Origin of the sequence: Burkholderia vietnamiensis LMG 10929 (assembly GCF_000959445.1) — a bacterium.
GTDB classification, from domain to species: Bacteria; Pseudomonadota; Gammaproteobacteria; order Burkholderiales; family Burkholderiaceae; genus Burkholderia; species Burkholderia vietnamiensis.
Map to the genome: position 1 here is coordinate 356,414 of NZ_CP009631.1, position 12,497 is coordinate 368,910.

A 12,497-nucleotide genomic window follows, 5' to 3' on the forward strand; every position below is an offset into this window, starting at 1 on the left:
TCGGCCCCGTTTTATCTTTTTAGGAACAAGTAACATGGCAACCGGTACCGTCAAGTGGTTCAATGACGCAAAGGGCTTCGGCTTCATCACCCCGGAAGGCGGCGGCGACGATCTGTTCGCGCACTTCTCGGAAATCCGCGTCGAAGGCTTCAAGACGCTGCAAGAAAACCAGAAGGTTGAATTCGAAGTGAAGACGGGCCCGAAGGGTCTGCAAGCTGCGAACATCCGTCCGGTCTAAGTTCGGCGCGATATTTCGTGTAGAAAAGCCCCGCTTCGGCGGGGCTTTTTGTTTTTCCGGCACGGCACGGCGCGGCAGCATGGCCGGGCCGCCGGCCGCTTCGCGCGGCCGGCTCGTCCCGTTCAGCCGAACAGGCGCTGCGCGTGAATGCCGAGCCCCGTCGCGACGCTGGCGAGGCGATCGCCGAACACCGGCTGCGCGTCCGGGAACGCACCGGCCAGCGCACTGGAGAGAAACGCCAGCCCGGTCGAGCCGCCGGTGAAATACAGCGCGCCGACGTCGCGCGGCGCGACGCCCGCGAGCCGCACCGTTTCGCGCGCCGCCTCGACGATGCGCGCGGTGTCGTCCACGCTCGCGGCCACCAGACGGTCGGCGTCGAAGGCGATCTGCAGATCCTCTTCGACGTCGTTCAGGTCGATCATCGTCTCCCCGCCCGCCGCCACGCCGATCTTCGCCTCCTCCGCGCGCGCCATCAGCGCATGCCCGAGCCGCTGCTCGACCACACGCAGCAGCCGCTCGTGCTGCCGCACGTCCAGGTAGAGGTGCTTCATCAGCTTCAGTTCGCCCACGCGCTTCGGCGTGTAGACGGTGTTGATCAGGTGCCAGGTCGCGAGGTCGAAGTAGATCCGGTTCGGCAGTTCGCGGCCTTCGGGATCGAGCGCACGGTAGCCGAACGCGGGCAGGATCGCCGCCAGTTCGACGCGCCGGTCGTAATCGGTGCCCGCGACGTGCACGCCGTGGTGCGCCAGCACGTCGTCCTTGCGTTCGAGACGCGCCATCCGCTGCGGCCCGACCCGCACCAGCGAAAAGTCGGACGTGCCGCCGCCGATGTCGGCGACCAGCACGAGCCGCTCCGCCTGCTGGCGCGACTCGTAGTCGAACGCGGCCGCGATCGGCTCGTACTGGAAATGCACGTCGGAGAAGCCGACCGCACGTGCGGCTGCTTCGAGTTGATTCTGGGCAAGGCGGTCCGCGCGCGGATCGTCGTCGACGAAGAACACCGGCCGGCCGAGCACCGCGCGGCCGAGCGGCGCGCGCGCCTTGGCCTCCGCCTTGCGCTTCAGGTGCGTGAGGAAGCGCGCGATGATCTCGGTGTACGCGATTGCGCTGCCGTCGCCGAGGTCGGTCGTGGTTTCGGCGAGCGGCGAGCCGAGGATGCTCTTCATCGAGCGCATCAGGCGGCCGTCGAAACCGTCGATATAGGACGCGAGCGCCGCCCGGCCGAATTCGACGGTTTCCTCGTCGTTGTTGAAGAAGATCGCGGTGGGCAGCGTCAGGTGCTCGCCCTCGACGGGCGCGAGACGCATGCCGTCGCCGTCGGGCAGCGCCACGGCGGAGTTGGATGTGCCGAAGTCGATCGCGCAGTAAGTCATCGGAAGGTGCCGCAACGTGGCCGGCGCGAAAACGGAAAGGACGGGCTTTTTAACATGAAGCCCGCCGGATCACAACCGGGACGGGCATCGGTATCGCGCCGCGGTTCGATCAGACGAATCGGTGTGTCGGTTGTGACCGTGGTCGGCGCACCGGATTGGTGGTGCGGGCGGCGGCGGCGCGTTGGCCGGGCTGTTCGCACCGTCAGCGCCGTCACGCGCTCGCCACACCGGCGCGCGGCCGACGCGCGGCTCGCCCGCGCACCGAGCCGCGCTCGGCGGCTCAGGCCGCCGCGTCGAAGCCCTTCTTCCACGCGCCGGCATACGCGATCTCGCCGATCGCATGGCGCGTGCGCGGCGCCTTTTCGCGGTCGCGCAGCACCGGATCGAGCTTGTCGACGTTGCCGTAGTGGCCGAGCGAGATGATTGCCGGAATCGCGACGTCGGCCGGGATCTCGAACGCGTCGCGGAACGCCTTCGCGTCGAAGCCGCTCATCTGGTGCGCGGCGAGCCCGAGCGCGTGCGCCTGCAGCACCAGCGACATCGCGGCCGCGCCGGCGTCGTACAGCGCGGTCGGCGCCGGTTCGCCCTTCGGCGTGAACGTGTGCGCGGTGACGGCGATCAGCACCGGCGCCGGCGCGTTCCACCCCTGGTTGAACGGCACCAGCGTCGCGAACGCGCGTTTGAATGAGGCTTCGTCCTGCGTGCGATCGAACACGATGAAGCGCCACGGCTGCGCGTTGTACGCGGACGGCGCCCAGCGCGCGGCTTCGAGCACCGCGTGCAGATCGGCGGCGCTGATCGGCTCGTCCGAATACGCGCGCGGGCTCCAGCGGCCCGAGATCAGATCGTGAATCGAAACAGTGGTGGGGGCAGGTTTGACGGACATGCGGTTCCTCGCTGACATCGATGAAGGGGCGCGAACGCCCGGCGAACCGCAAGCATAACCGCTTGGGCGATCACGCGCCCGCACATCCCGCGCAATGCAAATCGACGATCCTGCATAGGCTCGCGAAGCCGGCCAGCGCGGGCCGCAACCGGCTTGCCGAGCATCGCGCGCGACCTCGGCCGGTCGATCTATACGGGGGCAGCCGCGCAACCGTGCGTGCCCCGGCATGGCCCTGCGTGCGCGGTGCGTGCCTCATGCGTGCCTGATGCACACCTCGTGCGCCCCCCCTGGATACCCGTGCATGCTTCCTGCGTGCGCCGTGTGCCCCGTGCGCGCCTCGTACATGCCTCTTGCGCGCCCCGCGCGCAGGCGCCGTGCGCCGTGCGCCCCCGCCGGCCAACCACCCTCAAACAGCCGGCTGCGCCGCAGCCCGCGACGGGCCGCGGTTGATCCGCAGCACGATGAGCGCACCGACGATGCACAGCCCGCCCGAGATCATCGAAGCAACCGTGTAGGTGCCGAGGCTCGCCCGCAGCAGCCCGGCGCCGAGCGCCGCGAAGGCCGCGCCGAGCTGGTGGCCGGCGACGATCCAGCCGAACACGACGGGCGCCGCCGCCTTGCCGAACACGTCGGTGGCGAGCCGCACGGTCGGCGGCACGGTCGCGATCCAGTCGAGCCCGTAGAACATCGCGAACAGCGGCAGCCCGAAGAAGTCGATGCCGAACGCATGCGGCAGATAGATCAGCGACAACCCGCGCAGCCCGTAGTACCAGAACAGCAGCACGCGATTGTCGTAACGGTCGGACAGCCATCCCGACAGCGTCGTGCCGAACAGGTCGAACACGCCCATCGCGGCGAGCAGCGACGCGCCCTGCACTTCGGTCATCCCGTAGTCGCTGCACATCGCGATCAGGTGCGTGCCGACGTAGCCGTTGGTGCTCGCGCCGCAGATGAAGAAGCTGAAGAACAGCAGCCAGAAGTCGCGCGAACGGCTCGCCGTCAGCAGCGTGCGGAACGCGACCGCGAGCGGATTCTCCTTGGTCGCGTCGGGCGCGGCCGGCGCGTCGGCCGGCTCGCCGTACGGGCGCAGCTTCACGTCGGCCGGCCGCTCGGGCAGCAGGAACGCGACCAGCGGAATCACGAGCGCAGCTGCCACCGCGACGACCAGCACCACCGGGCGCCAGCCGTGGCGCTGCGCGATCGCGGCGAGCATCGGCAGGAATACCAGCTGGCCGGTGGCCGTGCTCGCGGTCAGGATGCCCATCACGAGGCCGCGCCGCGCATGGAACCAGCGCGTAACGAAGGTCGCCGACAGCGTCAGCGCGACCACGCCGGTCGAGCAGCCGACCATCAGCCCCCACACCACGACCATCTGCCAGCTTTGCGTCATCATCGACGACAGCGCGACGCCCGCGCTCAACGTCACCAGCGCGGTGAGGATCGTCGGCCGCAGTCCGAAGCGCTGCATCGCCGCCGCCGCGAACGGGCCGGTCAGCCCATACAGCGCGATGTTGACCGAAATCGCCAGCGAAATCGCCGCGCGGCTCCAGCCGAGTTCGCGCTCGAGCGGCACCATCAGCACGCTGGGCGTCGCCCGCGTGCCGGCCGCCGCCAGCAGGATCAGGAAAACCACCGCCGCCGCGAGCCATCCGTAGTGAAAGCGCCCGCCGATTCGTGTCACCGCCCAGTTCATCTCGTCGTTCTCCAGTTGGCGGCCCGCGCTCGCGCATGCGCCGCCACGTCACCGCCGGGCCACCTCCGCCGCACGCTGCGTCGGCTGACCCTGGCCGACACCTGGCATTTGTCCGTCGCTCCGATCAGCGTTGTTACCGACCGGTCACAAGTGTGTTGCGATCGTAGTGACCAGTCGGTAACATGTCAAGCAATTCACCATGCAGTCGAGGGTCATCATGTCGGGCATCGAGGCGGCCAAGAAGGCGCCGGCACGCCGCACGCGGCGGCCGGTCACCGCGGCCGCCGCGCAGGAGCATCTGCTGCGCGCAGCAGAGGAGCTGTTTTACAGGGAAGGCGTGCGGGCGGTCGGCGTCGAGGCGGTCGTGGAACGCGCGGGCGTCAACAAGATGAGCCTGTATCGCCAGTTCTCGTCGAAGGACGAGCTGATCCTCGCCTATCTGGAGCGGATGGATGCGTGCTTCTTCGAGCGTTTCGATACGAGCGTCGCGAAGCATCCGGGGCAGCCGAAGGCGCAGCTGATCCAGTATTTCGTCGATCTCGCCGAGCGCGCGACGCAGCAGGACTATCGCGGCTGCCCGTTCGTCAACGTCGCGGCCGAGTTTCCCGACGCGTCGCACCCGGCGCGCGAGCGCGTCGCGCAGAACAAGGCGCTGCTGATGAAGCGGCTCGTCGAGCTGTGCGAAGGCGCCGGCGCGCGCGCGCCGCAGGCGCTCGCCGATGCGCTCGCGCTCGTGATCGAAGGGATCTACGCAGCCAGCCAGACCTACCGGCACGGCGAAACGCCGATCGGCACCGCGCCCGCGCTGGCGACGCAGCTGATCGAGGCCGCGTGCGCATGACGGACGACGCAGGTCAGATTGCAGCGCGCGCCCGCCGGCTACAATGCGCCCCTCGCTGCCGCACTACCCGACCGCCTTCGCCATGACCGACACCCGCCCCGGCCCGCACGATTCCCACGATTCGCACGACGACATCCTCGCCGCCACGCGGCACTGGCTCGCGCGCGCGGTGATCGGGCTCAATCTGTGCCCGTTCGCGAAGAGCGTGTACGTGAAGGAGCAGGTGCGCTACGCGATCAGCGAGGCGACGACGCTGGAAGACGCGCTCGCCGATCTCGAAACCGAGCTGCGCGCGCTAGAAGCGGCCGATCCGCAGCGTATCGACACCACGCTGCTGATCTTTCCGCGCGCGTTCGCGGACTTCGTCGACTACAACGATGCGCTGTTCTTCGCCGACCGGCTCGTGCAGCAATTGCGGCTCGGCGGCGTACTGCAGATCGCGAGCTTTCACCCGGCGTACCGGTTCGAAGGCAGCGAAGCCGACGACATCGAGAACTACACGAATCGCGCGCCTTACCCGATGCTGCACCTGCTGCGCGAGGACAGCATCGCGCGCGCGGTCGACGCGTTTCCGGACGCGTCCGCGATCTACGAGAAGAACCAGCAGACGCTGCGCCGCCTCGGCCACGATGGCTGGCGCGAATGGATGGAGCGGCCGGGCGACGACGTCTGACCCGTCGCGCGCCGGCCGCCGGCGCATGTCACACGCGCGGCGTGCCTGACGTACGCCCTGCGCGTCAGCCCGCGTGATCGGCCGCAGGCTGCGCGTCCGGCGCCGCGGCCGCCGGCACGAAGAAGCGCTCGTTCAGCTCGGCGAGCCCGAACATCGCGAGGATTTCGTTCAGCCGCTCGCTGGGCTTGCGGCGCGGCAGGTTCTTGTATTGCGCGATGATCAGCTCGTTCTTCATCGAGTGCTCCCAGCCGACCAGCTCGGTCACGCTCACCTGATAGCCGTGCGCCTCGAGTTGCAGGCAGCGCAGCACGTTGGTGATCTGGCTGCCGAATTCGCGCGTATGCAGCGGATGCCGCCACACTTCCGTCAGCGCATTCGCGAGCGACTTGCCCTTGTTCTTGCGCAGCACGCCGGCGACTTCCGCCTGACAGCACGGCACCAGCACGATGTGCTGCGCGCGCTTGGCGAGCGCGAAGCGGATCGCATCGTCGGTGGCCGTATCGCACGCATGCAGCGCGGTGACGACATCGACCGTCTCGGGCAGCTGCGGCGACGTGATCGAATCGGCGACCGACAGGTTCAGGAACGACATCCCGCCGAACCCGAGCCGCGCGGCCAGCTCGGCCGAGCGCGTGACGAGCTCCTCGCGCGTCTCGATCCCGTATACGTGGGACGCGAACGCCGGCGTGCCGTGTCCCGGCTGCTGCTTGAAGAACAGGTCGTACAGGATGAAGCCGAGATACGACTTGCCGGCGCCGTGATCGACGAGCGTCACGCTGCCCTTGTCGGCCTGCACGCTCGCGAGCAGCGGCTCGATGAACTGGAACAGGTGATACACCTGCTTCAGCTTGCGGCGGCTGTCCTGGTTCAGCTTGCCGTCGCGGGTCAGGATGTGCAGTTCCTTGAGCAGCTCGACGGACTGCTCCGGACGGATTTCGTAGGTCTTGTTCGACATCGTGAAGCGGCGCCGGGCCACGGTCGGTCGACCACGGCCCGGCGGCGGGGATTCGTGAGGAATGGCGACAGTTTACCGAAAATGCGCGCTCAGGCTCGCGCGCCGAGCCGCCAGAGCGACGTGACCTCCGCGCGGCGCGCCGCGTGGAGCGGGTCGTCCGCGTCGGCGGCCTTCGGATGCGCGGGGCGGATGTCTTCGCGGCCGAGCACGACCAGCCCGGCTTCGTCGATCCATTGCAGCAGCGTGTCGCGCGAGCGCAGGCCGAGATGCTCGGCAAAATCGGAAAGGATCAGCCAGCCTTCGCCGCCCGGTGCGAGATGCGCGGCGAGGCCCGACAGGAAGCCGCGCAGCATGCGGCTGTCGGGATCGTAGACGGCGTACTCGATCGGCGCGCTCGGGCGGGCCGGCACCCACGGCGGATTACAGACGACGAGCGGCGCACGGCCGGCCGGAAACAGATCGGCCGCGACGACGTCGACGCGATCGGCATGGCCGAGCCGCGCGACGTTCTCGCGCGCGCATGCGAGCGCACGCGGATCCTGGTCGGTCGCGACGACGTGCTCGACGCCGCGCGCCGCCAGCACGGCCGCGAGCACGCCGGTGCCGGTGCCGATGTCGAACGCGAGCGAGGTGGCCGGCAGCGGCGTGCGCGCGACGAGTTCGACGTATTCGCCGCGCACCGGCGAGAACACGCCGTAATGCGGATGGATCGGCGCGCCGCCGAGCGCGGGAATCGGCACGCCCTTCTTGCGCCATTCGTGCGCGCCGACGAGGCCGAGCAGCTCGCGCAGCGACACGACCGACGGCGTGCCGCCCGGCCCGTAGGCTTCCTCGCACGCGGCGCGCACGTCGGGCGCGCGGCGCAGCGGGATCGTGTAGTCGGCGTCGAGCGGAATCAGCACCATGCCGAGCGTGCGGGCGCGCTGCGACTGCGCGAGGCGGTGCAGGTTGAACGCGTCGACGCCGGCCGCGGCCTTCGCCTTTTTCGGCTTGCGTTCGACGCGCCGCGCCAGCGCCTGCACGAGCTGGCGCGCGTTCTGGAAGTCGCCCTGCCAGACCAGCGCGGTGCCCTCGCACGCGAGGCGGTAGGCGGCGTCCGCGGTGATGCGGTCGTCGGCCGGCACGGCGCGCCGCGGCGGCTGCACGCCCGCTTCGGAGCGCCAGCGCACGGCATGTTCGACGCCGTCGGCGTCGGTCCAGTGGAAAACGGGGAAATCGGTCACGCGAGCTCGGCTACGGTTGGCTTCAGACAGGCGGTGCAGACGCACCGCGCGGACGACACCATACCGCGCTTTGCCCGTCCCGGCAAAACGGCGGCTAGCCGCCCCACGCCGGCAGCGCCGGCATGCGCAACGTGCCGGCGTCGCGAAAGTGCACGGCGCCGAGCGCGCCGCCCGCGAGCCGCCCGCGCAGCGCATACGGCAACTCGCCGCTCGCGGCCGCGCCGGGCAGATTCCACGCCTGGCGCGCGGCCGCGAATGCCGACACGGACACCGGCACGTCGATCACGGCCTCGCCGAAGCGCGGCACGACGCCCGAGCGATCGCTGACGCCGCTCGCGAACGGCGAGCCGTTCACCTCGAGCGCGACCGAGATGCCGTCGTATTCGATCGGCGTGTCGTTCGGGTTCTGCACGCGCAGCTTGAGGGCGAAGCGCATCTCGAGGCCCTGTCCGGGCAGCGGATCGAGCCCGGCGACCGTCACGGACACGGGCTCGCGCGTGAGGCCGGCGCAACCGCCGAGCACGAACAGCGCGGCGAACAGCAGCAGCGCGGCGCGCAGCGGTGCGATACGGAACAGGGCGCGGGTCATCGGCAGGCCTCCTTGGCGGCAATCGGCGGAATGGATCGTCGCTGCATTGTACCGACCGCGCCCCGATTCGTAGTTTCCGCTTCGCGGCGAGATCGTTAATAGATTAAAACTACGGAAACGACTGAAGCCTCCGAAAGCGAATTAATACCGACCGGCATTCAATGCCATGCAAAAAATTCTAGATATACGCTTTCTAATTTTTTCGTTTCCTTTACCCAAAACCATCAAGTATATTTACGCATCCTTCGAGCAGGCCGACAAACCTCGAAGCCGCATGACGGCGATTTTACGGAACGGCGACATGCCGTCCTGCCGTACTGCGGCCCGGCCCGGTCCGCCCCGTGGGTCGTCGTTTCAAAGGGAATCAAGGGAATGCGCGCCCGCGCAGGGCGCGCGGCCCCGTGTCGTGTGCGCGAAATCAATTCAGTACAACCCGCGCACGGCCATTTTGAACCGGCAAGTCAACCGATATCCGGAAACACAGAGGGGGCAGTAAACCATGATTACCTTCACGTAGTCGGCCGCCGTCTTTTTCGAATAAACCGTCATTGGCATCCGTCATCGCCACCGATTAACGGCGAGGGATTTCCTTTGCCGGCGTTTTCGCAGCACTGAACGATTCTTTCAACAATCGAGGTTTCAGTCATGCCGATCAACATTCAGAAGATGCGTTATCTGCCGCTGGTTGCCGCACTCGCACTCGCGGGCTGCGGCGGCGACGATGGCGGCTCGGGCTCCGCTTCCGCGCTCAGCTCGGCCGGTGCGCCGCAAGCGAGCTCGTCGCCGGCGGTCGCCACGGCGCCGAGCGCGTCCAACGTCGACAAGAGCGTGTCGCCGGTCGAACTGCCGGACACCGTGGTGCCCGTCAACTACCGGCTGTGGTTCCGCCCGAACGAAGCGCTGAACGCGTTCGACGGGCGTGCGGACGTCGAAATCAAGGTGCTGAAGCCGGTCAACAACATCGTGATCGCCGGCCACCGGATCAAGTTCACGAACGGCCGCATCACGCTGCAGCCGGGCAACATCCAGCTGATCGCGACGCCGCAGGACAAAGGCGACTTCTACCAGCTGCGCCCCGCTGCCGGCACGATCGCACCGGGCAACTATTCGCTGCACATGGAGTGGTCGGGGATCATCAACTTCAAGTCGTACGACGATCCGGTGAACCACACCGGCGGCAGCTGCGGCGACGATCCGTATCCGGGCTGCTCGGCCGCCGAAGGCGTGTTCCGCGTCGACCTGAAGAGCACCGACGGCACGACGAGCGGCGCGATCCTCACGCAGGGCGAAACCAACCTCGCGCGCCAGTGGTTCCCGGGCTGGGACGAACCGGCGTTCCGCCCGACCTATGAAGTGACGGCCGAAGTGCCGCAGAACTGGCGCGTCGTGTCGAACGCGGCGGAGAAGCCGTCGACCAACGTCGGCGGCGGCTACAAGCTCGTGCAGTTCGAGAAGACGCCGCCGATGCCGTCGTACCTGCTGTTCTTCGGCGGCGGCATGTTCGACACCTACGAGGACAACTTCACGAGCCCGCTGCCGGGCGCCAAGGGCAGCCTGCACCTGCGCGTGTTCACGCCGCCGGGCATGAGCGACTGGGCGAAGCCGGCGATGGACCGCACCAAGCAGGCGCTCGACTTCTACTACCGCTACACGGGCATCCCGCTGCCGCTGACGAAGTTCGACACGGTCGCCGCGAACGACGCGTTCAAGGAGCAGAAGGACCTGAACTTCGGCGGGATGGAGAACTGGGGCTCGATTCTCGAGTTCGCAGACGACATCCTGCCGCAGCCGGGCCAGCCGATGTCGCATTACGGTAACGAGGTGCTGACGCACGAAGTCGCGCACCAGTGGTTCGGCGACCTCGTCACGACCGACTGGTGGGACAACGTGTGGCTCAACGAGTCGTTCGCGACGTTCTTCGAAAACAAGACGACGATCCAGTTCTTCCCCGACGAGTTCAGCTGGCTCGACCAGGTGAAGAACAAGTACCGCGTGATCAACCGCGACATCGGCCCGAACGCGTTCCCGGTCGCGCCGAACTTCAACGACTGGGCGTCGAACGACTTCGTGCTGAGCGCCAGCGCGTTCACGTACGACAAGGGCGGCCATGTGCTGAAGACGCTCGAGAACTATCTCGGCGAGCAGACCTTGCGCAAGGGCCTGCAGCAGTACCTGGTCGACTATTCGTTCGGCAACGGTACGCCGAAGCGCCTGTGGGACGAGCTGTCGAAGGCGAGCGGCCAGCCGGTCGGCCCGATCGGCGACAGCTACGTGCGCCAGACCGGCGTGCCGCTGGTCACGCTCGACACGCAGTGCGACATGACGAAGAACCAGACGATCGTCACGCTGAAACAGCAGCCGTTCCCGAACACGAACGCGTATCCGGGCCTGCAGTGGACGGTGCCGATCACGCTCGCGTACGGCCAGGGTCTCGCGCAGCGCACGACGCTCGCGCTGAAGGACACCCAGGCGCAGACGCGCGTCGACGGCTGCACGGGCGTGGTCGCCGATCCGAGCGGGCTCGACTACTACGTCGTGAACTACAGCGACGCCGCGTGGAGCGGCCTGCTCACGCAGGTCAACAGCTCGACCGATCCGGTGCTGCTCGCGAACCTGAAGAGCGAGGCCGCGCTGCTCGTCGCGAACAACCTCGCGCCGGCTTCACGCTCGACGTCGATCGGCTCGGTCGCTTCGCCGGCCGCGATGAAGCTGCGTCAGACGCCGAGCTTCGGCGGCATCGCACCGACGACGAAGGAGCGTCCGTCGCTGCGCTACCAGGGCATGTTCAAGCCGCGCAAGACGCTGGTGCAGTAACGGCGACGGCGGCGCTCGCCCGGCCGGTGCCGCCGCATGCGCGGCGCCGGTCGGCGTTCGAACCGTCTGGTCCTGCGCCGGGCCCCGCATGCGGGGCCCGTTTTTTTTGCGCGCCGCTAGCGCTCGCCGCGCCGGCGAAACGCCCACCATGCGGCGAGTGCGGTGAAGCCGGCCACCAGCAGCACCATCAGCCAGAAGCCGTGCTTGTTCTCCGCGAACGGCACGCCGCCGACGTTCATCCCGAAGAAGCCAGCGACGATGTTGATCGGCAGCGCGATCACCGTGACGAGCGTCAGCGTGAACAGCGTCCGGTTGTTCTGCTCGTCGAGCCGCGAGCCGATCTCCTCCTGCAGCAGCTTGATGCGCTCGTTGAGCCCCGACAGATCGCCGAGCACCAGCGAGAACTCTTCGGTCGACTCGCGCAGCTCCTGCACGTCTTCGGCATGCAGCCATGCGGGCGGTTTCGCGAGCAGCCGGAAGATCGAGCCGGGCTCGGGCGCGAGCATGCGCTGCAGGCGCGTCAGCGTGCGGCGCAGCGCGCCCAGCTCGACGCGATTCGACGTGAGCCGCTGCGACAGGAAGCGATCCTCGATGCGGTCGACGTCGACGCTCGTGCGCCGCATGATCTGAATCAGCAGGTCGGCCTGGTCGCGCAGCAGATGCACGAGCAGCTCGGCCGGCGACCGGAAGCGCTCGCCGTCGCGCACGCACGCGCGCAGCGTGTCGACCGAGCGCAGCGGCTTCATCCGCGCGGTGACCATGATGCGCCGCTCGACGTGGACGAACAGCGTCGCGATCTCCGACGGCGTCAGCTCGAGGTTGAACATCACGTCGTTGACGATCGCGCGCAGTGCGCCGTCTTCCTGCTCGATGCGCGTCGAGCGCGAGCCTTCGTGCAGGAACGCGAAGAAGCTGTCGGGCAGGCCGAGGTGCGTGCGCATCCAGCGCTCGCTCGCGCCGTGCGCCAGATTGAAGTGCAGCCAGACGAAGTCGTCCGCGGCGGACGCATCGCGCGCGCGGCACGTGCGCAGCCATGCGGCCGCTGCCTCGGCATCGAGCGTCGCGCCCGCTCCGCCCGGCGTGAAACGGAATCCGCACACCATGCCGGACGTATCGGCGCCGTAAGTCTGTACGATCAGGTCCATCGTGTCGAAGGTCGTGCCGCGTCGGTCGCGCCGGAAAATGAAAGGAAACGTATGCCCGACGCATGTG

At 68.1% G+C, this 12,497-nt stretch carries 11 protein-coding genes; 4 read left to right on the forward strand and 7 right to left on the reverse strand.

Annotated features, from left to right (window positions below):
* Window positions 1-34: 34 nt before the first annotated feature.
* On the forward strand, window positions 35-238 hold the full coding sequence (locus AK36_RS11575) for a cold-shock protein (RefSeq protein ID WP_006477070.1): 204 nt from the start codon (window positions 35-37) through the stop codon (window positions 236-238).
* 122 nt (window positions 239-360) lie between these two features.
* Here AK36_RS11575 and AK36_RS11580 read toward each other — a convergent pair whose 3' ends face one another.
* From AK36_RS11580 to AK36_RS11590, 3 genes are all read right to left on the reverse strand, one after another.
* On the reverse strand, window positions 361-1,611 hold the full coding sequence (locus AK36_RS11580; RefSeq protein ID WP_045578561.1) for an Hsp70 family protein: 1,251 nt from the start codon (window positions 1,609-1,611) through the stop codon (window positions 361-363).
* 280 nt (window positions 1,612-1,891) lie between these two features.
* Complete coding sequence (locus AK36_RS11585) at window positions 1,892-2,497, reverse strand: nitroreductase family protein (RefSeq protein ID WP_011883127.1); 606 nt, start codon at window positions 2,495-2,497, stop codon at window positions 1,892-1,894.
* 406 nt (window positions 2,498-2,903) lie between these two features.
* Complete coding sequence (locus tag AK36_RS11590) at window positions 2,904-4,190, reverse strand: MFS transporter (protein ID WP_011883126.1); 1,287 nt, start codon at window positions 4,188-4,190, stop codon at window positions 2,904-2,906.
* 217 nt (window positions 4,191-4,407) lie between these two features.
* Between AK36_RS11590 and AK36_RS11595 the strand changes: the two genes are divergently transcribed.
* Window positions 4,408-5,031 carry a TetR/AcrR family transcriptional regulator gene (locus AK36_RS11595; RefSeq protein ID WP_045578562.1) on the forward strand — a complete coding sequence of 208 codons (624 nt, stop codon included), beginning with the start codon at window positions 4,408-4,410 and terminating at the stop codon, window positions 5,029-5,031.
* 82 nt (window positions 5,032-5,113) lie between these two features.
* On the forward strand, window positions 5,114-5,704 hold the full coding sequence (locus tag AK36_RS11600; protein WP_045579409.1) for a DUF1415 domain-containing protein: 591 nt from the start codon (window positions 5,114-5,116) through the stop codon (window positions 5,702-5,704).
* Window positions 5,705-5,768: 64 nt separating this feature from the next.
* On the opposite strand, the gene AK36_RS11605 is transcribed toward AK36_RS11600, so the two are convergent.
* From AK36_RS11605 to AK36_RS11615, 3 genes are all read right to left on the reverse strand, one after another.
* Complete coding sequence (locus AK36_RS11605) at window positions 5,769-6,659, reverse strand: class I SAM-dependent methyltransferase (protein WP_011883123.1); 891 nt, start codon at window positions 6,657-6,659, stop codon at window positions 5,769-5,771.
* An 89-nt stretch (window positions 6,660-6,748) separates the two neighbouring features.
* Window positions 6,749-7,882, reverse strand: a complete 1,134-nt coding sequence (locus AK36_RS11610) for a methyltransferase (RefSeq protein WP_034193980.1) — start codon at window positions 7,880-7,882, stop codon at window positions 6,749-6,751.
* A gap of 94 nt (window positions 7,883-7,976) precedes the next feature.
* Entirely contained in the window at window positions 7,977-8,471 is a 495-nt protein-coding gene (locus AK36_RS11615; RefSeq protein ID WP_014722351.1) for an LEA/WHy family protein, read from the reverse strand.
* A 645-nt stretch (window positions 8,472-9,116) separates the two neighbouring features.
* Here AK36_RS11615 and AK36_RS11620 point away from each other — a divergent pair.
* Window positions 9,117-11,285, forward strand: coding sequence for a M1 family metallopeptidase (locus AK36_RS11620; protein ID WP_034193981.1), 2,169 nt, complete (start codon window positions 9,117-9,119; stop codon window positions 11,283-11,285).
* A 116-nt stretch (window positions 11,286-11,401) separates the two neighbouring features.
* Here the strand turns inward: AK36_RS11620 and AK36_RS11625 are convergent, their stop codons facing one another.
* A complete protein-coding gene (locus AK36_RS11625; protein ID WP_011883118.1) occupies window positions 11,402-12,430 on the reverse strand; it encodes a transporter in 1,029 nt (342 codons plus the stop codon).
* Window positions 12,431-12,497: the final 67 nt, after the last annotated feature.

Excerpts from the sequence above, each read along its gene's own strand:
- AK36_RS11575 (WP_006477070.1), top strand. The coding sequence starts at position 35 with ATGGCAACCGGTACCGTCAAGTGGTTCAATGACGCAAAGGGCTTCGGC.
- AK36_RS11580 (WP_045578561.1), bottom strand. The coding sequence starts at position 1,611 with ATGACTTACTGCGCGATCGACTTCGGCACATCCAACTCCGCCGTGGCG.
- AK36_RS11585 (WP_011883127.1), bottom strand. The coding sequence starts at position 2,497 with ATGTCCGTCAAACCTGCCCCCACCACTGTTTCGATTCACGATCTGATC.
- AK36_RS11590 (WP_011883126.1), bottom strand. The coding sequence starts at position 4,190 with ATGAACTGGGCGGTGACACGAATCGGCGGGCGCTTTCACTACGGATGG.
- AK36_RS11595 (WP_045578562.1), top strand. The coding sequence starts at position 4,408 with ATGTCGGGCATCGAGGCGGCCAAGAAGGCGCCGGCACGCCGCACGCGG.
- AK36_RS11600 (WP_045579409.1), top strand. The coding sequence starts at position 5,114 with ATGACCGACACCCGCCCCGGCCCGCACGATTCCCACGATTCGCACGAC.
- AK36_RS11605 (WP_011883123.1), bottom strand. The coding sequence starts at position 6,659 with ATGTCGAACAAGACCTACGAAATCCGTCCGGAGCAGTCCGTCGAGCTG.
- AK36_RS11615 (WP_014722351.1), bottom strand. The coding sequence starts at position 8,471 with ATGACCCGCGCCCTGTTCCGTATCGCACCGCTGCGCGCCGCGCTGCTG.
- AK36_RS11620 (WP_034193981.1), top strand. The coding sequence starts at position 9,117 with ATGCCGATCAACATTCAGAAGATGCGTTATCTGCCGCTGGTTGCCGCA.
- AK36_RS11625 (WP_011883118.1), bottom strand. The coding sequence starts at position 12,430 with ATGGACCTGATCGTACAGACTTACGGCGCCGATACGTCCGGCATGGTG.